The sequence below is a fragment of the Bacillus cereus group sp. MYBKT14-1 genome, from assembly GCF_051915185.1.
GTDB classification, from domain to species: domain Bacteria; phylum Bacillota; class Bacilli; order Bacillales; family Bacillaceae_G; genus Bacillus_A; species Bacillus_A cereus.
This window is the reverse complement of record NZ_JBQAEF010000026.1, coordinates 21,631-41,558: the sequence shown is the minus strand read 5'-3', so window position 1 is coordinate 41,558 and position 19,928 is coordinate 21,631. Positions and strand designations below refer to the sequence as shown.

Here is a 19,928-nt window from a genome sequence, read left to right as displayed (position 1 = left end):
ACGAAACGGATTAAGGCAAAATTAAAAATGAGTCCGGTACAATACCGAACTCATTTTTATCAAGCTGCCTAATGAAATAACCGTGTCTAACTTTTAGGGGTCACTTCATTATAGGGTACTCTTTTATGAATCAGTACACCATTTATATATTGTTGATGTTTGTGAGTCATGAACAATTAAATGGTTTAACAAGTAAGGATTCAAGATAATGTATGTAAGATGAGTATAAGTTGTTACAAAGAAATAATTAGTCAGCAAAAGCAAAATGATTAGCTCTTAATGGAAAATGAAATGTATTATTAGAAACTCATGATATAAACAACTAGGTTGTGAAGATTAAAGTTTTTCAAAAAACTTCATTTGGTATTACTCTAGAATGGAATTATTGAACTTATAAATTAATATGCCTTTTCGTTTATTGACAAAATAAACACGTTGATAGGAGTAATAACGTATTCCTTTAAAAATACGCTTTTTCATTAGGGAATTAATCTAAGCACTAGATAAATAGATGCGTATACTTATATTATGTGAGTTGTGAATGTAATTAAACTGAATTTTTATAGTTTAATTATTAGTAACTATTTTTATTCTAAGAAAAATGGATATTTAAAAATATTCAACACCATTACAATTGAGTGTTTCTTAGTATAAGAATATTCTCTCAAAATTATTAAATAAGGAGGAAATAAATGAAACATAATGATTGTTTTGATCATAATAACTGCAATCCGATTGTTTTTTCAGCAGATTGTTGTAAAAATCCACAGTCAGTTCCTATAACTAGGGAACAATTAAGTCAATTAATTACTTTACTAAACTCATTAGTATCAGCTATTTCAGCATTTTTTGCAAATCCAAGTGATGCAAACAGATTAGCGTTACTCAATTTATTTAATCAATTTTTAATTTTCTTAAATTCCTTACTACCTTCCCCAGAAGTTAATTTTTTGAAACAATTAACTCAAAGTATTATAGTTTTATTACAATCTCCAGCACCTAATTTAGGACAATTGTCAACATTATTGCAACAATTTTATAGCGCCCTTGCACAATTCTTCTTCGCTTTAGATCTTATCCCTGTATCCTGCGACTCAAATGTCGATCCTGCAACTTTACAAGTTCTTTTTAATTTATTAATTCAATTAATCAATGCTACTCCAGGGGCAACAGGTCCAACAGGAGCAACAGGTCCAACAGGCCCAACGGGAGCGACAGGTCCAACAGGAGCAACAGGAACGGGAGCAACAGGTCCAACAGGAGCAACAGGTCCAACAGGCCCAACAGGTCCAACAGGTCCAACAGGTCCAACAGGTCCAACAGGTCCAACAGGTCCAACAGGTCTAACAGGTCTAACAGGTCCAACAGGTCCAACAGGTCCAACAGGCCCAACAGGAGCAACAGGTCCAACAGGTCCAACAGGAGCAACAGGTCCAACAGGTCCGACAGGTCTAACAGGTCCAACAGGCCTAACAGGAGCAACGGGAGCTGGAGCAGTTATTCCGTTTGCATCAGGTGGGCCAGTAGCGTTAGCAACTGTTTTAGGTGGATTAGCAAATACAGGAGCACTTCTTGGATTTGGAAGTTCATTCTTCCCTGTAATTGTCCCACCTGGTGGCCCGATTACTATAGGCCCTGTACCTCCAGTATTTGATTTCGCATTTGTAGCTCCTCGCGCAGGTACAATTACTTCGTTAGCAGGATTCTTTAGTGTAACTGTAGCAGTTGCTTTATCGATAGGAAGCATACAAATTCAAATGCAGTTGTACAGCGCACCAGCAGCAAGTAATACTTTTACTCCAGTAGGTACACCGTTACTATTAACACCAGCATTTAGTGGTCTTATTGCTATCGGTAATACCTCAAGTGGTATTAGCGCACAAGCAATTGCGGTCGCTCCACAAGATAAGATATTACTTGTTGTTTCATCGACTACACCAGGTTTTGATATAGCTACTGCTATTACAGGCTTCGCAAGTGCAGGTATAACATTTGTATAATCACTTGTAAGTTTTGTAGTTGAAAATTTTGATATAAGAAAAGAGATTGTCAAAAAAGTATCCTCAGATTAACTTTTGAAGACAGTCTCTTTTCTTTAATTGTTTTTATACTTTATGTCTGGTGAAAATGATTAAATATACTATGAAAATGTAGTGTAATTGTGTTAAGTTAAATGATCACTGCTAGTAAATTACACATATAAAGGCATATATATATAATATTTTAAATTTTAGTCTTACATATGTAAGGATTGAGAAGTGGGAGGGTTATATAATGAAGTATATGAGTATCAAAGAATTAAATGATGATTACATTTATACTATCCTTGCAATGAAACCAGGTAAGTTTTATAGAAAACGTAAATCAGGTATCATCAACTTTGCTACAGCGCTTGGCATGATTTAAAAAGTGATGGAATTTTAGGAGTACTGTTCGGGGCACTATTTAGGGCACTTAATCAGGTGCCTTTTTACATTGGAATCGGCGGTACGATATTTCTACAGTTAATTGTTCTTTGAAAAAAGAATACTGTGGGGATAGCGTAGCTCCTTTATCAAAACGTTACTTGGTCGGAATGGACGGAGAAAAAAGGAAGAAAAAGACGAAAAGCTTAATTGATTTTATATATAAAGCCACGGTGCATAAGTGTCGTGGCTGGATATCATGAAACTGTCCGGGTGCCAACGGGAAAAAGTGTTGGCTTTTCATATAAATCTCATAATTGAGAATTGGTTTAAATAACCAGTGCACCAACAGCAAAATGTGATTCATATATTTGCGCACATTTTGCTCACATTTTGTTCACGTACTATATAAAAAAGTATGAAAATCTATAAAAACAATTATTTCAATAGAATTTATTCTGGATATTAAAAAGTGCCAAAACCCTTGTTTTATAAGGGTTTTGGCACTTTTGTGTTTTTGTATTTTATCAAATAAACAATTCTAAAATTGTTCATTCTTCTCCCAAGATTCAACGATATAATGTGCAATCGTCGGATTGAAGCCTTTACCAACTAAAAACATAATTGCAGCAACTTCTGTTAATGCGTGTTCGTGTGATGTATGTTTTGCTTCATTTAAACCGTAATCTACCCATGGTTTTACGAAATCTAGTACAGGTTTCTTGAAAGGTAAAAATTGTGTACCGACAACTTGTTGAATTTGTTGTTGTGTTGGTTCAGTAATTGGTCCAGGTGGTAAGATTTGTGGTTGTGTAATGTCTAGTGTTGGTCCGGGCGGTAAAATTTGTGGCTGAGTTGGATCTATTGTTGGTGGTTTAGGTGGTGAGACACGTGCGTCGTAGTTTGGTTGATACATTTGTTGTTGATATTGCGGTTGTTGTGGTTGAGTTGTGTATGGGTTTTGTGGTGCTGCATATGGATTTTGTTGATATTGTTGTTCTTGGTTTTGTGGTGCTACATATGGATTTTGTGGATATTGTTGTTCTTGGTTTTGTGGTATTACATATGGATTTTGAGGATATCGCTGTTCTTGATTTTGTGGTGCTGCATATGGATTTTGAGGATATTCATAATTTGGACGTGTGTCATATGGATTTTGTTGAAATTCAGTTTCTTGGTTTTGCGTTGTTGCATATGGGTTTTCGTCATATTGTGGTTCTTGCTGTTGTAACTCTTGTTCTTCGTATTGTTCTGTGTATCTCTGTTCTTGTTGTTGAGGATACAATGGTTGCCTTGGATAAGGCGGTTGATTATTATAGAACATGTTTATTCCTCCTTCATGATGATGCCTACCACCTAGTGTATGGGCGGACAAGAAAATATGTGATGAAAAAATGCGGGCGTGTTACAATAAGTAACTGGGTGAAGATAAAATGACAAAACAAGAAAAAATTCAAAAAACAATTACTTTTGTAAAACATATTTTAGAAAAAGATGCGAGTGGGCATGATTGGTATCATATTGAACGTGTACATAAAATGGCGATTTCTTTATCTGAGCAAGAAGGTGGAAATCGTTTTATAATTGAAATGGCAGCATTACTTCACGATGTGGCAGATGAAAAGCTAAATGAAAGTGAAGAAGCAGGAATGAAAAAAGTTTCTGATTGGTTAGAAGAGCTACGTGTTGAAGAAGAGGAAAGTAAACATATTCTTCATATCATCGCCAATATGTCTTATAAAGGTGGCCATGGCGGCACATTAGAGTCACTTGAAGGGAAAATTGTTCAAGATGCGGATCGTTTAGATGCTCTTGGTGCAATAGGAATTGCTCGTACATTTGCATATGGCGGGGCGAAAGGGAGATTAATGTATGACCCAACTATTCCGCCGCGTGAAGAAATGACGAAAGAAGAGTATAGAAAAAATAATGATCCATCTTTAAATCATTTTTATGAAAAACTTTTGAAATTAAAAGATTTAATGAATACGAATGCAGCAAAACAAGAGGCTGAAATTCGTCATCGTTATATGGAACAGTTTATTGAACAATTTATGAAAGAGTGGAATGCACAAATATGAAAATGTTAACTGTGGAGAACTTATCAAAATCATATGGAGAAAAGCCGTTATTTGATGGATTATCATGTAGTATTACAGAAGGACAACGTGTCGGAATTATTGGTGTAAACGGAACTGGTAAATCGACATTCTTAAAAATTATTGCGGGATTAGAAACTCCTGATACAGGTGATATGACGCATTCACGTGGGTATACAATTAGTTATTTATCACAGCAACCAGAGTTTGATGAAAAACTGACAGTATTAGAGCAAGTGTTCCATGGCGATACACCTTTAATTCGTCTTCTTCGTGATTATGAAAAAGCACTATTAAATATTGAAAAAGATCCAAGTAATGAAAAAGTACAGGAACAATTATTTGCAGTGCAGCAACGTATGGATGCAATGAGTGCATGGGAAGCAAATGCAAATGCGAAATCTCTTTTAACGAAATTAGGAATTACGGACTTCACTGCAATTGTTGGGAATTTATCTGGTGGACAGAAAAAACGTATCGCAATGGCACAATGTTTTATTGAAACACCGGATTTATTAATTTTAGACGAGCCTACGAACCATCTTGACCACGAGACAGTTGAATGGTTAGAAGAATATTTAGCGAGATATACAGGTTCGGTATTACTTGTAACCCATGATCGTTATTTCTTAGATCGTGTGACGAATCGTATTTTTGAATTAGATAATGGTAAACTATATAGCTACGAAGGAAACTATAGTACATTTTTAGAAGCGAAAGCACTTCGTGAAGAGCAAGAATTGGCACAAGAATCGAAACGCCAAAATTTATATCGTCGTGAACTTGCTTGGATTCGTCGTGGTGCAAAAGCCCGTTCTACGAAACAAAAGGCGCGTATTCAGCGTTTTGATGAGCTAAAGGCACAAGAAGGACCAGCTGCAAAACAGTCAGTTGATATTGCACTAAGCGGAAGTCGTCTAGGAAAGAAAGTACTTGAGTTAAAAGATGTAACGAAAAAATTTGGCGATAAGACGGTATTACATAATTTTAATCATATTGTGAAACCGGGTGATCGTATCGGAATTATTGGGGCGAATGGAAGCGGGAAATCTTCCCTATTAAATATGCTTGCAGGTAAGTTATCTCCTGATAGTGGTGAAGTGGAAGTAGGACAAACTGTAAAAGTTGCTTATTATACGCAAGAAAATGAAGAGATGAATTTAAATCAGCGTATGATTGAATACATTAAAGAGATTGCAGAAGTTATTCATACGACAGATGGAAAAGTAATTGGTGCATCTCAAATGTTAGAACGTTTCTTATTCCCGACGCATTCACATGGTACACCACTTGGTAAACTATCTGGTGGTGAAAGAAGACGTTTATATTTATTACGTATTTTAATGGGAGAACCAAACGTACTTTTACTTGATGAACCTACGAACGATCTAGATACACAAACATTAACAGTACTAGAAGATTATTTAGAAGATTTCCCAGGTGTCGTTTTAACTGTATCGCATGACCGTTACTTCTTAGATAAAGTAGTAGATGAACTGTTCATCTTTACTGGCGGAGGCGAAGTGCGTGAGTTTCTAGGTAGTTATACAGATTATTTAGAAATGGAAAAAACGAGAGAACTTATGGAGAAAGCGGAAGTTCAAAAAGAGAAAAAAGTTGTAGAAGAAGCGCCAAAACAACAACGTAAACGTAAACTTTCATACAATGAACAGCGTGAATGGGAAACGATTGAAGATACAATTGCCGAACTTGAAGAGAAAATTGAGTCAATTGGAGAAGAACTTGCGAAAGTTGGATCTGACTTCACAAAGGCACAAGAATTATCTGAAGCACAGCAGAAAACAGAAGAAGAGCTAGAAAAAAAGATGGAAAGATGGAGTGAACTATCAGACATCGTTGAAGGATTAAAATAAAAACAAGCTGCATATATTGAAAAGTAAAGAGAAAAACTTTACACTATTGGTAGAACTTATTTTAGGAGGGAAAAAATGAGAACATCTAATCCAATGTTGAAAAAAGAGGCATTCCGTAAAGAGGGAGCAAGTGCTTCTGCGATGACGATTGGCGGAACAGTAGGCAAAACGTTCATTATGCTTATCTTGCTACTTGCAACGTCTGTCTATTCATACATACAGATGATGCAGGGGACGATGAAGATGCCAGTATTAATTGGTGCTTTAATCGTTGCGGCAATCATCGCATTTGCGTCTATGTTCTTCCCGCGTATTTCACCTTTTGGTGCACCAATCTATGCGGCGGTAGAAGGGGTTGTGTTAGGAAGTATTTCAGCAGTTTATACAATGAAATTTGGCGATTCTATCGTTTTAAATGCTGTATTACTAACAATCTCAATTCTATTTGCAATGTTAGTGTTATATGCAACACGTGTAGTAAAAGTAACGGATAAATTCCGTACAGGCGTTATGGCAGCAACACTTGGAATTATGGTTATGTATTTAGTCGTATTCCTACTAAATATGTTTGGTGTAACTGTTCCATACATTCACCAAGGTGGTACAATCGGTATTATTATTAGTGCAGTTGTTATTGTAGTTGCTGCATTAAACTTATTACTAGATTTCGATTTAATCGAAAATGGTGTACGTAGTCAAGCTCCGAAATATATGGAGTGGTATACTGCGATGGGACTAATGCTTACATTAGTATGGTTATACTTAGAAATTCTTCGTTTCGTTTCTTACTTTACGAAAAATGACTAATAAAAAAATCCTGCATGAAAAATGCAGGATTTTTTTATTTTCAAAGATATATTGAATGTATGGTATAATATGGATGATAGCAACTTGAAGTGAAGGAGATGGAATATGATGAAAGAGAAGAAGGGGATTATGAAAAAACTATTTTCTAAAAGTTTTTTCATAGAACTAGATGAAGCTTTAACGTATCCATCATCAAAAGTTATTACTTCAGCGATTGAAGGATATGCAGCTGAATGCAATGAAAGACTAAAATTTGAGAGTAAAGTTAAACCGATTACTTTCTACTTAGAAAATGCAATGTACCGTGCTGAAATAAAGATGGCTCGCGGAGGATATTACATATCTTGTACTGAAGTGTAATAAATTTTGAAACCATACATGTTTGAACTATGTATGGTTTCTTTTTTTGTTTTGTAAGGTCTAAAATAATACTTTTTACTTACGGATATATCATTTTGTGCTTTTTACCATTCAAACATTTCTCCTTACAATGAAGAAAAACATGTGAGGTGGTATAACTTATGATGAATCGAGTTGTATTAATCGGTAGATTGACAAAGGAGCCAGAATTATACTACACAAAACAAGGCGTCGCTTATGCACGAATATGTGTTGCGGTGAATAGAGGATTTCGAAATAGTTTAGGTGAACAACAAGTCGATTTTATTAATTGTGTCGTTTGGCGCAAATCGGCTGAGAATGTAACTGAATATTGTAAAAAGGGATCACTCGTTGGGATTACAGGGCGTATTCAGACTAGTAATTACGATGATGAACAAGGCAAGAGAATATATAGAACTGAAGTTGTGATTGAGAGTATTACCTTTTTGGAGAGAAGGCGGGAGGGGGCATTGTAATAAAAGGTGATTTTAAGTAATAGCTTCGGAAAAAATTGTGGAAAGTATTTTAATAAACTTAATGGATAAAAAATAAAAATCATCGGAAACGAAAGCTTTTAAAATCCCGTTCCTAATTTAAAATATAAAAAGAATGAAATAGTATGGTAGCGGGAAGAAAGTAGTAAAATTAAGCATCCGAGTAGGAGTATAGAGTGATAACATGTTACAATACAGCTAAGAACATGCAATAAAGGAGAGTTTTTTACGTGAAGATTAAAGCAATTGAACCGACGCCAAGTCCAAATACAATGAAAGTTATTTTGAATGAAGTATTACCATCAGGAGCACGTAATAATTATACAAATGAAAATAAAGAACAAGCACCAATGCAAGTGCAAGAAATTTTGAAAATTGAAGGCATTAAAGGTGTGTATCATGTAGCCGACTTTTTAGCAGTGGAGCGAAATGCGAAGTATGACTGGAAAGTTTTATTACAACAAGTTCGTGCTGTTTTCGGCGAAGAAGTATTGGAAGAAAGTGAAGAACAACAACTTGCTCATTTTGGAGAAGTGAAAGTGTTTGTTCAAATGTTCTTTACAATTCCAATGCAAGTAAAGTTAACAGATGGAACGACGGAAGAACGTGTTGGTTTACCAGATCGTTTTAAAGAATCAATTATGAAAGTGCAAATGTCTGCACCAAACGTTGTAAAAGAGCGTAAATGGGTAGAACAAAGTACACGTTACGGTAATTTTGAAGAAATTGGGAAAGAAGTAGTGGAAGAGATTGTTGCTGCTTATTCAGAAGAACGTGTAAATGAAACGGTTAAAGAATTATTAAATCAAGCAGGTGCTGTTGAAGTAACGATTCAAAAGCGTGAGCCATATAAAGTAACAGAAGAGATGATGAAAGATTCTGACTGGAAAAACCGTTTTGCAGCATTAGAACAAATGGATCCTACTGAAGAAGATATTCCAGTGTTGAAGATGGCGTTAGATGATGAAAAAGTTTCAATACGCCGCTTAGCAACAGCGTATTTAGGTATGGTAAAAGGTGATGAAGTATTACCGTTATTATATAAAGCGTTGTTAGATCGCTCTGTAAGTGTTCGCCGTACTGCAGGAGATTGTTTATCAGATGTAGGTGATCCGGCAGCGATGTTCGTTATGATTAAATCTCTGAAAGATCCAAGTAAATTAGTACGCTGGCGTGCAGCGATGTTCTTATTTGAACTTGGAGATGAAAGTGCGATTCCAGCATTAAAAGCAGCGCAAGATGATCCAGAGTTTGAAGTAGCGATGCAAGCACGTCTAGCATTAGAGCGTATTGAAGGCGGAGAAGAAGCAAAAGGTTCTGTATGGAAACAAATGACGGAGTCACGTAAAGGGGAATAATGCATGATTGTTTTCTATGATAGTTGGTGTCCGATGTGTACGGCCGTTGCAGAACGTACGAAAAAATTAGATAAAAAGGGTAAGATGAAATTTGTTTCATTTCGAAATGAAGATGTAGTTGAGAAGTATGAGCTTTCTCAAGAACTACAAAGTAAGATGGAACAAAGACTGTATATTTTAAAAAATAATAAGTGGTATGACGGTATTCAGAGCATAGATGTATTAGCAAAGGCCGTTCCATCTTATTGGTTTGCAGTTCCTTTTATAAAGCTATCTATCGTACTTGGTTTTGGAAATAAAGTATACGATTATATCGCTAATAATAGAAAACTTGTTCCAGTGGGACATTGCCGCGGTGGGGTTTGTGAAATCCCTACAAAAAAATGAAATCATCGTTATCTTTCTTTTGCACCTATTAATAGAGCGTGATATGATGAATTTGGAATGAAAGTTGAAGGAGAGATTACAAGATGTCAAATGCTTATGAAGAATACATGCGCCAAATGGTAATCCCAATGCGCCAAGAGTTAGTGCGTTCTGGGTTTGAAGAGTTAACTACAGAAGAAGCTGTAACAGAATTTATGGAAAATACATCAGGTACAACTTTAGTAGTTGTAAACTCTGTTTGTGGTTGTGCAGCTGGTTTAGCACGTCCATCAGCAGGGCAAGCGGTTGTTCGTGCTGAAAAACAACCTGATCATCTTGTAACTGTATTCGCAGGTCAAGATAAAGATGCTACTGCAAAAATGCGTGAATACTTCGGAGAAATTCCTCCATCTTCACCATCTATGGCATTATTAAAAGGAAAAGAAGTTGTTCACTTCATTCACCGTCATGAAATTGAAGGTGCAACTATGGACGAAATTATTACGAACTTAGAACAAGCTTTCGAAAAGAATTGCTAAAGAAGGGGGAGAGTAAATCTCCCTCTTTTCTTTATATAGAGGTGAAACAATGATCGTAACAACAGCAGGAAGAACGAACAAAGAAATGACAGATTATGCAAACGAGGTAGCAGCAGAATTAAATGCTTCTTTCGTTAAACGTAATGACATACCGGTACATAAGCTACATGAGCAGTATGAACAAGATGTGCTTGTCGTAGGGAAGAACCGATTAGCTATTTATCCAAAAGGTACGGAAGAATCGTTTTTCTTTCATCCGAACTCAGCGATGTTTCGTGTGAAAAGGTTAATGCGTGGAGAACACGATCCGTTTGTACAAGCTGCTAAATTAGAGAGCGGAATGACAGTGTTAGATTGTACGCTCGGGATGGCATCAGATAGTATTGTAGCTAGTTATGTTGTTGGGGAAAGCGGAAAAGTAACAGGACTTGAAGGCAATGAGTATATGGCTTATATTATGGAAAATGGTTTGAAAACATGGTCTTCATCTGTTTCTGAAATTGATGAAGCAATGCAAAGAATCCAAGTAAAGCAAACGGAGCATTTTTCATTTTTAGCGCAATGTGAAGACAATAGTTACGATGTCGTTTACCTTGATCCGATGTTTGAAGAAACTGTCATAGAATCCGATGGAATTAAAGGATTAAAACACTTCGCTTTGTATCATGATATTACTGACGAAACAATTGCGGAGGCAAAACGAGTGGCGAGAAAACGTGTCGTTTTAAAAGATCATTTTCGTAGTTCTAGATTTGAAAAACACAATTTTTATGTATACAAAAGAAAAAGTGCTAAGTTTCACTTTGGTGTAATTGACCCTTGCTAATTGTTTGAAAAGATGTATAATAAGCAATAATTAATTAAATATACTGTCTGTGATGAAGAGAGTAGTCTTTTTTAGAAGGAAAGCGAGCTAGGGATGGTGTGAGCCTAGTACGGAAGAAAAAGATGAAGCGCACTTCGGAGATGCTTCTTGAACGAATAGTAGAGAAAGCCGAGGCCCCCTGTCCTCGTTATAAACGGGAAAGTGGTTCGTAAAGAACAACAAGGGTGGTACCACGGGTTAAAACTCGTCTCTTTTTTAGAGACGAGTTTTTTGTGTTTTAAAAAATAAGGAGGTTGTATCATGGATTATAAAATGCAGTTTGCGGAAAGTTTATCTAATATTTTCACGAATGAATTAACGCAAAAACAAATTTTAGATTTAATTGAAACACCGAAACAAGATGAATTTGGAGATGCAGCGTTCCCATGCTTTTCATTAGCGAAGCAATATAAAAAAGCACCAGCTCTTATCGCAAAGGAAGTTGCTGAGAAATTCAATGATCCGTTTTTTACGAAAGTAGAAGCCGTTGGTCCTTATGTAAATGTATTTTTCAATCGTGAAACTGTAAGTGATGCAGTATTAAAAACAGTTTTAGCGGAGAAAGAAGAGTTCGGTCAAAACCACTTTGGCTGTGAAAAAACAGTAGTAATTGATTATTCCTCTCCTAATATCGCGAAATCTTTTTCGATGGGGCATTTACGTTCTACAATGATAGGAAATTCGCTGAAACATATCGCTGAAAAATGTGGCTATGAAGTTGTAGGGATTAATTATATAGGAGATTGGGGAACACAGTTTGGAAAGTTAATTACGGCTTATAAAAAATGGGGAAATGAAGCAGTTGTTAAAGAAGATCCAATACGTGAGCTATTTAAGTTATATGTCCAATTCCATGAAGAGGTAAAAGACGACGAAGAACTAGAAGAAGAAGGACGTGCTTGGTTTAAGGAACTAGAAGAAGGTGATGAAGAAGCGGTAGAACTTTGGAATTGGTTCCGTCATGAGTCCCTTAAAGAATTTTCTCGCATTTATGAACTTCTCGGCGTAGAATTTACTAATTTTCAGGGAGAAGCATTTTATAATAATTTAATGGAAGATTTTATTGGGATTTTAGAAGAACATGAGTTGCTTGAAGAATCAGAAGGTGCATTAGTCGTTAATTTAGAAGAAGAAGGAATGCCGCCTTGCTTAATTAGAAAATCAGATGGTGCGACGATTTATGCAACGCGTGACTTAACGGCAGCTTTATATCGTCAAAACACTTATGGGTTTGATAAAGCGCTATATGTTGTTGGTCCAGAACAAAGCTTACATTTCAATCAATTTTTCACCGTATTAAAAAAACTTGGCTATACTTGGGTTGATGGTATGGAACACGTACCGTTTGGCTTCATTTTAAAAGATGGTAAGAAAATGTCGACACGTAAAGGAAGAGTTATTTTACTTGAAGAAGTACTGGAAGAAGCAATCGAACTTGCAAAACAAAATATTGAAGAGAAAAATCCAAACTTAAAACAGAAAGAAGAAGTAGCAAAGCAAGTCGGTGTTGGTGCAGTCATCTTCCACGATTTAAAAAATGAGCGTATGCACAATATTGAATTCTCATTAGAAAACATGCTGAAATTTGAAGGAGAAACAGGCCCGTACGTACAGTACACACATGCACGTGCTTGTTCTATTTTAAGAAAAGAAAGTGTAGAATTTGAAACATGTACATTTGCTTTAAAAGACGATCATAGCTGGAGTGTCGTAAAATTACTAAATAAATTCCCGCAAATAATTGGAGCAGCTTTCAATAAAAATGAGCCATCGATTATTTCGAAATATATATTAGATGTAGCACAATCATTCAATAAATATTACGGTAATGTTCGTATATTAGAAGAGAGCAAAGAAAAAGACAGCAGACTCGCATTGGTTTATGCTGTGACGGTTGTATTAAAAGAAGGATTACGTTTACTTGGGGTGGAGGCACCTGAGGAGATGTAACATAGTAGTAAACTGACAAACTGGGTCTAGTATAAACCTGGTTTGTTTTTTTATTGGATATATATTTTTTTTGCAAAATCAATTAAAATCTTTTTAGAGAGGGTGATTCATATTGATTCGAACTTTTATTTTACAAATTCCTTGTCATAGAAGATTAGATAGGAGTTTTTTTAAACTACAAAAGTACATACCTTTATGTGCACGTTGTACAGGCATGCTTATTGGTATTTTAATGTTTCCAATTTATTTTTATATGACACCTTCATTTCTTTTGGCAATCATACTATCATTTTTCGCTCAAATTCCGTTACTTATCGATGGGTTCACCCAAAAGTGGAAATGGAGAAATAGCTCAAATTTGCTAAGAATAACTACTGGTGTATTAAGCGGTAATGGTATGGGATTATTCATTTCCTCTAGTGTTATATGGATATTATCTTAAGATATATAGTAATGGAGGTATTTACATAGATGTTCTGGATTTACTTAATTCTAATTTTTATTTCAGGCGGAAGTGGAATTGGTTTTATGACTCAAAATAACTATACAGAAGCAATAATAGCTTTTGTTATTTGTATACTATTGTTTGGGCTACTGTATTATTATCTTAAAAGAAACAAAAGAAAGAGAAAAGCAGATTGTGACGATTTAGACTGTACGGATTGTTTTGATTGTGATTGTACTTGTTAAATTTTTCTTCCAAATAAAAAGCTAGTGTATTATTAAAAATACACTAGCTTTTTTGCTTTGAAATTTTAAGAAAAGTGTAGGAATACGGCTATTATATAGAGAACTTTAGTTTTGTATATAAAAGGAGGCGTTAGAGGTTGGAAACATACGATTGGAACAGTAAACTAGCGTATTTAAAAAATACGAGAGATTTATATTACAATAGCGATTATGTAAGTTTTCTAGTGAATTCAGTTTGGAAGATTTCTGAGCCAGTCCATGTTGTTGATTATGGTTGTGGATATGGTTATTTAGGCTTATTATTAATGCCTTTACTTCCAGAAGGATCAAAGTATACAGGTATTGATAGTGGAGAAGCATTATTAGCTGAAGCCAGAGAGTTGTTTCGTTTACTTCCGTATGATTCAGAATTTCTTGAAGGAGATGCTACAGAAATTGAACTGAACGATAAATACGATATAGCAATCTGTCATGCTTTCTTATTACATATGACTACTCCAGAAACAATGCTACAAAAAATGATACATTCAGTTAAAAAGGGTGGAAAAATAATCTGTTTTGAACCACATTGGATTTCTAATATGGCTTCTTATTTACTAGATGGGGAGAAACAATCGGAATTTATTCAGCTAGGTGTTTTGCAGAAATTATTTGAAAGTGATACGCAAAGAAATGGTAAAGATGGCAATATAGGCATGAAAATACCGATATATTTAAGTGAATTAGGTGTGAAAAATATTGAATGTAGAGTAAGCGATAAAGTGAACTTTTTAGATTCAAATATGCATCACAATGATAAAAACGATTTGTATCAATCATTAAAAGAAGAGGGGATTGCAGGTGATCCGGGTGATAAGCAACAATTTGTAGAACGTTTAATAGCCAGAGGATTAACATATGATAATGCGCTAGCTCAATATGAAGCTGAACTACGATTTTTCAAGGCATTTCATCTTCATTCTTCTTTAGTATATGCTCCGAATATGAAAATTACATTTGGTGAAATAGAATGTTGAAAGATAGTGATTTATTAAGGATTGCTACCTTCAATATATGGAACCATAATAGTTTTTGGTTGGAGAGATTAGAAGCTATTTGTGAGGAAATTTGAATTATTTCTCCACATATTCTTGCTCTACAGGAGGTTAGAAGTTGTGTTAATTTGAATTCAAAGAAAAAAGTTGCACAGTATATAGCGGGTCAAATAGAGTATCCGTTTTGTATATTTAAGGAGTACCCTGATTTAATGAATGAGAAAAATGTCATTTTTTGTTGGTAAGTCGATATTCACCGTATAATCGCCGATATAATTTCATGTACTGTTTTTAACTAACAAAAGATAGGATACACATGTTACGTTATTCTATATAATCAAACAAAATACAAAGAAAGACAATCATTTTTACTATATTTTGTTATAAATTTGAATAATATTAATTAATACCATCCATTATAAGAGATTTTAGTTGAATACATACTATATGGTGTGTAAAATCTAAGCAAGTAGCAGTATAAATATAAATTCGAGGTGAATGCATGCTAGATTTTAAGCAGTTAGAAACTTGTTTAAAAGACAAGAGATTTGTAGATGGATTACAGGAAATAAATAATGAAATTGCATATATAAAAGAAACGAATACTTTATCCTATGTGAAGAATTGGCTTGCCAATATTCCTTCGCATAAGGAGTTCGATATATTAATTCGTCTTACTGATGAAGGGCTTATGCACCAATACAGTTCATTCCTCATTCGTTACGCTTATAAAAAATTCCCAAATATGAGAACGCTCTCTTTATATTGTGATGAGTTAATTGATGAGCGGAAAATTCTTGAAGCAGAGCAGCTGTTAAAAGAAACTTTAGAAGAGAGTAATAAAGAAGAAATAGATGCAGATTTTTTAGCGAAAACATATTTTACGTTAGTACGATGTCTTTTAGAAATGAAACGAAACGAAGAAGCGTTAATGTATATGCAAAAAGCAGAGGAGTACAGTGCACGCGCAGTGTTTGATAAATGGGGCTACGTTTATATGCATACAGGTGAATGGGAGAAAGCGGAAGAACAATTTATTGCTGGCATGCAGCATGAAGATTGTGAAGAGTTATCTACCTATTTATTATCACAATTGTATGCGAATAAAGGAGAACAAAAACGCGCGATACAGTTAATCGATGATGCAATTGTAAAATTCCCACAAGTACCATATTTTCATTTTGAGAAGATAAAGTATTTATTAGATTTAGAGCGATATGAAGAGATGTTAGCGGTAATAGATAACATAAATACTCAGCTGCCGTATCATGCCTATAATACTTACTTTGTACATTTACGTGCAGAAGCACTGTACAAAATGAATAAATTTGCAGATTTACAAAAACTATTAAAAGAAGAAAAGAGTTTAAAAGAATCTTTATATCATAATTTAGAAAAAAATCCGGATGGAAAAAAGGTTCACTTGCCGATAGTTCCTATTGTACAAAAGGATAATTATTGTGTTCCGACAAGTTTAGAGATGATGTTGCGTATATGGGGAGAGAAACGTACACAAGATGAAATAGCAGAGTTTATTTTTGATATGACAGGTTCGAAGTTTTCAGATACTGTTTCTTATTTAGAAGAATTAGGTTATGAATATCGTTATTTTAAAGGGAATGAAGAGAATTATAAGAGACTGATTGACGAAGGAATTCCTGTTTTATTAAGTATAGATATTGAGCATGCTTCACACGTACAAGTTCTATCTGGATATGATGATACATTGCAAGCTTTCTATGTTCAAGATCCAAACTTTATAGAACCAGTTCTTGTGGAATATAGTAAATTACAAGAAAAATATCGTTATACAGGCTGTTTAGCAATCACGTTTGTTCCGAAAGAAAAGAAGGAGCAACTAGCGTTTCTAAGTGAGGAAGAAAATCGTTACTTTAAATCTATTTTTTCTCTTACGGATCATTTAGATGAACATGACAAAGAGGGGATTAGTAACTTAGTACAATTTTTAAAAGAAACGAGTGATAATCCAAATACGTGGTTATATACGATAAAGCACTTAGATGTTGAAGTAGATAAAGAATTTATTTTATATTGTATCGATAAGTTAATGGAAAAGTTTCCGAACTCGGACTTTGTTAAATTGCATGGTGCACAGTGTTTTATTCGTCTTCAAGAAGTAGAGAAAGCGGAGCAAATGCTGACAAGCGTTGAGAAGAAAAATAATCGTGCTTTATATCATTTAATAAATGGAAGATATGCTTTTGAGCAGGAAAGTTATATAGAAGCGATTTCAAGCTTTCGTTCATCGTTACAATTAGACGCAGATCAGCCTATTGCTTGGAGTTTTCTCGCTTTATCCTATATGTATATTGATCAGTCTGAAAAAGCATTGCAATACTCTCAAGTTGCGTTAGAGCGTAGTCCTGAAAGGTTCACTTTAACAAATCACGGTTTAATATTAATAGATTTAGAAAGATATGAAGAAGCATATGAAATCTTTAATGACTTGTTAAAAGAGTATAAATATGAAGCGCATGTATGGTATGAACGAGCGAGATGTGCACATCAACTAGGGAAATTATATTTAGCAATAAAAGGGCTTAAAGTAGCGATTCGTTTGGATAGTAATGCACCTTACATTTATACGAAACTTTCGGAAATATACGAATCTGATTTGAAGGATGAGGAAAGTGCGAAAGAAATTTTATTAAACGGTATTGAGAATTGTGATGATAAAGCACCTCTTTACGTAAAATTAGGTGATTATCATTTTCAAAATGATAGCTTGGAAGAAGCAGAAGTATTGTATAAGCGTGCTTTAGAAGAAAATGATGAGGATGTTTATTCTCACTTCGGACTTACACAAGTTTATATGGCAAGAGAACAATATAAGGAAGCAAAAGAATATATACTTGGTCTTGAGAAGCAAATTGAAAAGAGCCAAGATTTCCTCATGAATGCAGGAATGGTTTTATGGGATGCTGAAATTGAACTTGGTGGAAATGAAGAAGGGTTTAAAGTAGCACTATCTAAGTTAGAAAATGGTATAAAGAAAAGTGATTATAATGTAGCAAGTGCGTTAGATGAATATGTGAATCGAATTAAAGGAACGGAATTTGTACAACGAGGTATAGCATTTTTAAGAACGTTACACAAAGAAAGAAATGAAGTAAGTGAGTACGGTTGTTATGCAGGTATTTTATATGAATCTATTGGACAGTACGGCCAAGCGATGAAAAGATATAATAAGGCGATAGAACAAATGGAAACGGCATTACCGTATTACCGAATTGGTGAAACACTTAGGGCATTAGGGCAATTGACGGAAGCAAAACAAGCGTATGAAACATGTTTAGAGCTTGATGGGAATTTCGTAGGTGTACATTTACAGCTTGCGGAAATATACGAAAAAGAAGAAAACCGTTCTAAAGAACAAAGTCATATGGTTCAGGCGATGAAAGAAGAGCCGTTGCATATTAATATGGAATATTTAGCACAGCTTTCAGTAGATATGAATCTTCAGGAAGAATTGCTGACTGAACTAGAACAATTAGTGGACGAAGTACCTGAAATATGGCGTTTAGATGCGATTGCATATGTGTACGGAGCGATGAATGAAATAGATAAAGAACAAGCACAGGTTGAATACGCACTACAATTAGATGGTGAGCATATAGAAGTTCTATATCATTATGCAAAAGTATTAGTGAAAAAAAGAAATGTAAAAGCAATTGAAGTTGCAATGAAAGTAATACAAAAAGATTTTGATAATGAACGTATATTTGATGTTTATGTAAAAGCAGTAGAGCAACATAAAAAATTGTCTAACATACGAGATTTTCTTCATACGTTAAAGGTGAAAAAAGCAGAAAGGAGTACAGTATTCATGTATGCTGCAGCTGCAGTTACGGAAATATGGATTGAACGCCAGCTGCATGAACAGCCAAAACGATCTATCATTACGAGAGCTTTTTATCGTATGAAAAATCGTGCGAAAGAAATTTCAATGGTTACTATGATAATTGATTTATATGAAATCTCTTTAAAGTTAAATCCGAAAAATAGTATGGCAGCACAGCGATTTGCGCTATTTTATGAGAATGTAGAGATGAATAAAGAAGCAATAGAGATTCTGCACACGTCACTAGAAAATAAATGGGATTATGACGTAGCGAAGCAACTTGTAAATCTTTTCGTTGAGTGCGAGGAAGAAGATATGTTAAGAGATGCTTTGGAATTAACGAAACAAATGGTTCGAGAACTACCAGATGATTATGATACTCTTCTTCTGCAAGCACAAGTATTCTTTAAAGCAGGGGAAGAAAGAAAAGCAGAAAAGATTATCTTACAATTAACAGAGCAAACACCGTTTGTAAGTAGAGCATTTCTTGCTTTAGGAGAAATATATCAAAGTCAAGAAAGGTTTGAAGAGGCAATTCATGTATTAGAAAATGCTTCTATACATCATCCAAATGAAACAGCAATTCTTCTTTCTTTAGCATCTTCATATCATGGTGCCGGCCAAACGATAAAGGCAGAAAAAATAACAAATGAAGTATTAATAATTGACGCGAGTGATTTGTTAGCAAGATATGATCGAGCTTGTTATTTAGCACAGTTAAATAGAAATGAAGAGGCGAAGGAAGAGCTTGAATTTGTCCTTCGTGAGGATGAATCGGGATTCTTTGCTGAACTTATTGAGGATGATGAAAATTTAGCAGCATTGCGAGAGTTTGAAAAGTAATTGTATAAGAATAGGGGAAAAAGATAAGGATATATTTTGAATTAGTTGACAATTAGTTGCTAAATGGCATAAAATAACTTTTAACAAAGTATACAAATCTGAAGACGAGAAAGAGTAAAATAGTGAGCTGTTCTCCAGAGAGCCGGTATATTGCTGAAAGCCGGTGTGCAGACGTTATTTGAAAATCATCTCCGAGGAGCCGAGGCTGAAAGTAAGTAAGCCCGGACGGATGTCTACCGTTACAAAGAACACGTATGATAGTACGTTGCTAAGTGCTATTAGTGAAAAAGCTAATAGAATTAGGGTGGTATCGCGGGTAAACCCGTCCCTACTTTATAGGGACGGGTTTTTTGTGTGCTTT

Annotated in this window: 17 protein-coding genes and 2 other annotated features; of the genes, 16 read left to right on the top strand and 1 reads right to left on the bottom strand. The window is 34.8% G+C overall.

The features are described from left to right. The first annotated feature begins 692 nt into the window (after positions 1 to 692). Both ACTFO4_RS28930 and ACTFO4_RS28925 read left to right on the top strand, forming a co-directional pair. Entirely contained in the window at positions 693 to 2,000 is a 1,308-nt protein-coding gene (locus ACTFO4_RS28930; RefSeq protein ID WP_440014564.1) for an exosporium glycoprotein BclB-related protein, read from the top strand. A gap of 274 nt (positions 2,001 to 2,274) precedes the next feature. Continuing rightward, the gene (locus ACTFO4_RS28925; protein WP_276565566.1) at positions 2,275 to 2,406 is read left to right on the top strand and encodes a hypothetical protein; all 132 of its coding nucleotides are present in this window, start codon (positions 2,275 to 2,277) and stop codon (positions 2,404 to 2,406) included. A gap of 540 nt (positions 2,407 to 2,946) precedes the next feature. Here ACTFO4_RS28925 and ACTFO4_RS28920 read toward each other — a convergent pair. After that, positions 2,947 to 3,729: a hypothetical protein gene (locus ACTFO4_RS28920; RefSeq protein WP_061457136.1), complete on the bottom strand. Its 783-nt coding sequence runs from the start codon at positions 3,727 to 3,729 to the stop codon at positions 2,947 to 2,949. Positions 3,730 to 3,838: 109 nt separating this feature from the next. Between ACTFO4_RS28920 and ACTFO4_RS28915 the strand changes: the two genes are divergently transcribed. From ACTFO4_RS28915 to ACTFO4_RS28850, 14 genes are all read left to right on the top strand, one after another. Then, positions 3,839 to 4,486, top strand: a complete 648-nt coding sequence (locus tag ACTFO4_RS28915; protein WP_000165964.1) for an HD domain-containing protein — start codon at positions 3,839 to 3,841, stop codon at positions 4,484 to 4,486. Beyond that, complete coding sequence (locus ACTFO4_RS28910; protein WP_119683286.1) at positions 4,483 to 6,378, top strand: ABC-F family ATP-binding cassette domain-containing protein; 1,896 nt, start codon at positions 4,483 to 4,485, stop codon at positions 6,376 to 6,378. Before ACTFO4_RS28915 ends, ACTFO4_RS28910 begins: the two co-directional genes overlap by 4 nt. Positions 6,379 to 6,453: 75 nt before the next feature. Next, positions 6,454 to 7,185, top strand: coding sequence for a Bax inhibitor-1/YccA family protein (locus ACTFO4_RS28905; protein WP_001260655.1), 732 nt, complete (start codon positions 6,454 to 6,456; stop codon positions 7,183 to 7,185). A gap of 105 nt (positions 7,186 to 7,290) precedes the next feature. Then, the gene (locus tag ACTFO4_RS28900; protein WP_000975137.1) at positions 7,291 to 7,545 is read left to right on the top strand and encodes a DUF4318 domain-containing protein; all 255 of its coding nucleotides are present in this window, start codon (positions 7,291 to 7,293) and stop codon (positions 7,543 to 7,545) included. A 161-nt stretch (positions 7,546 to 7,706) separates the two neighbouring features. Then, entirely contained in the window at positions 7,707 to 8,042 is a 336-nt protein-coding gene (locus ACTFO4_RS28895; RefSeq protein WP_000982017.1) for a single-stranded DNA-binding protein, read from the top strand. A 248-nt stretch (positions 8,043 to 8,290) separates the two neighbouring features. Further along, positions 8,291 to 9,418, top strand: a complete 1,128-nt coding sequence (locus ACTFO4_RS28890) for a conserved virulence factor C family protein (RefSeq protein WP_000692564.1) — start codon at positions 8,291 to 8,293, stop codon at positions 9,416 to 9,418. A 3-nt stretch (positions 9,419 to 9,421) separates the two neighbouring features. After that, positions 9,422 to 9,805 (top strand): thiol-disulfide oxidoreductase DCC family protein, encoded by a 384-nt coding sequence (locus ACTFO4_RS28885; protein ID WP_000634886.1) that lies wholly within the window; start codon positions 9,422 to 9,424, stop codon positions 9,803 to 9,805. Positions 9,806 to 9,888: 83 nt separating this feature from the next. Beyond that, positions 9,889 to 10,323 (top strand): BrxA/BrxB family bacilliredoxin, encoded by a 435-nt coding sequence (locus tag ACTFO4_RS28880; protein ID WP_000063706.1) that lies wholly within the window; start codon positions 9,889 to 9,891, stop codon positions 10,321 to 10,323. Between the two features lie 49 nt (positions 10,324 to 10,372). After that, the gene (locus tag ACTFO4_RS28875) at positions 10,373 to 11,149 is read left to right on the top strand and encodes a class I SAM-dependent methyltransferase (RefSeq protein WP_000637455.1); all 777 of its coding nucleotides are present in this window, start codon (positions 10,373 to 10,375) and stop codon (positions 11,147 to 11,149) included. 40 nt (positions 11,150 to 11,189) lie between these two features. Next, positions 11,190 to 11,404: a binding site (T-box leader), on the top strand. 45 nt (positions 11,405 to 11,449) lie between these two features. After that, positions 11,450 to 13,138: an arginine--tRNA ligase gene (argS, locus tag ACTFO4_RS28870; protein ID WP_440014563.1), complete on the top strand. Its 1,689-nt coding sequence runs from the start codon at positions 11,450 to 11,452 to the stop codon at positions 13,136 to 13,138. A 112-nt stretch (positions 13,139 to 13,250) separates the two neighbouring features. Continuing rightward, on the top strand, positions 13,251 to 13,580 hold the full coding sequence (locus tag ACTFO4_RS28865; RefSeq protein ID WP_000621474.1) for a DUF2085 domain-containing protein: 330 nt from the start codon (positions 13,251 to 13,253) through the stop codon (positions 13,578 to 13,580). Positions 13,581 to 13,609: 29 nt separating this feature from the next. Next, entirely contained in the window at positions 13,610 to 13,828 is a 219-nt protein-coding gene (locus ACTFO4_RS28860) for a hypothetical protein (protein ID WP_000498606.1), read from the top strand. A 137-nt stretch (positions 13,829 to 13,965) separates the two neighbouring features. Next, complete coding sequence (locus tag ACTFO4_RS28855; RefSeq protein WP_440014562.1) at positions 13,966 to 14,844, top strand: class I SAM-dependent methyltransferase; 879 nt, start codon at positions 13,966 to 13,968, stop codon at positions 14,842 to 14,844. Positions 14,845 to 15,364: 520 nt separating this feature from the next. After that, positions 15,365 to 19,567: a bacteriocin-processing peptidase family protein gene (locus ACTFO4_RS28850; RefSeq protein WP_119683290.1), complete on the top strand. Its 4,203-nt coding sequence runs from the start codon at positions 15,365 to 15,367 to the stop codon at positions 19,565 to 19,567. A 92-nt stretch (positions 19,568 to 19,659) separates the two neighbouring features. Further along, positions 19,660 to 19,900, top strand: a binding site (T-box leader). Positions 19,901 to 19,928 lie beyond the last annotated feature (28 nt).

Coding starts and splice junctions, on each gene's coding strand:
- ACTFO4_RS28875 (WP_000637455.1), top strand. CDS start 10,373: ATGATCGTAACAACAGCAGGAAGAACGAACAAAGAAATGACAGATTAT.
- argS (WP_440014563.1), top strand. CDS start 11,450: ATGGATTATAAAATGCAGTTTGCGGAAAGTTTATCTAATATTTTCACG.
- ACTFO4_RS28850 (WP_119683290.1), top strand. CDS start 15,365: ATGCTAGATTTTAAGCAGTTAGAAACTTGTTTAAAAGACAAGAGATTT.
- ACTFO4_RS28910 (WP_119683286.1), top strand. CDS start 4,483: ATGAAAATGTTAACTGTGGAGAACTTATCAAAATCATATGGAGAAAAG.
- ACTFO4_RS28885 (WP_000634886.1), top strand. CDS start 9,422: ATGATTGTTTTCTATGATAGTTGGTGTCCGATGTGTACGGCCGTTGCA.
- ACTFO4_RS28930 (WP_440014564.1), top strand. CDS start 693: ATGAAACATAATGATTGTTTTGATCATAATAACTGCAATCCGATTGTT.
- ACTFO4_RS28895 (WP_000982017.1), top strand. CDS start 7,707: ATGATGAATCGAGTTGTATTAATCGGTAGATTGACAAAGGAGCCAGAA.
- ACTFO4_RS28880 (WP_000063706.1), top strand. CDS start 9,889: ATGTCAAATGCTTATGAAGAATACATGCGCCAAATGGTAATCCCAATG.
- ACTFO4_RS28860 (WP_000498606.1), top strand. CDS start 13,610: ATGTTCTGGATTTACTTAATTCTAATTTTTATTTCAGGCGGAAGTGGA.
- ACTFO4_RS28905 (WP_001260655.1), top strand. CDS start 6,454: ATGAGAACATCTAATCCAATGTTGAAAAAAGAGGCATTCCGTAAAGAG.
- ACTFO4_RS28925 (WP_276565566.1), top strand. CDS start 2,275: ATGAAGTATATGAGTATCAAAGAATTAAATGATGATTACATTTATACT.
- ACTFO4_RS28920 (WP_061457136.1), bottom strand. CDS start 3,729: ATGTTCTATAATAATCAACCGCCTTATCCAAGGCAACCATTGTATCCT.
- ACTFO4_RS28915 (WP_000165964.1), top strand. CDS start 3,839: ATGACAAAACAAGAAAAAATTCAAAAAACAATTACTTTTGTAAAACAT.
- ACTFO4_RS28900 (WP_000975137.1), top strand. CDS start 7,291: ATGATGAAAGAGAAGAAGGGGATTATGAAAAAACTATTTTCTAAAAGT.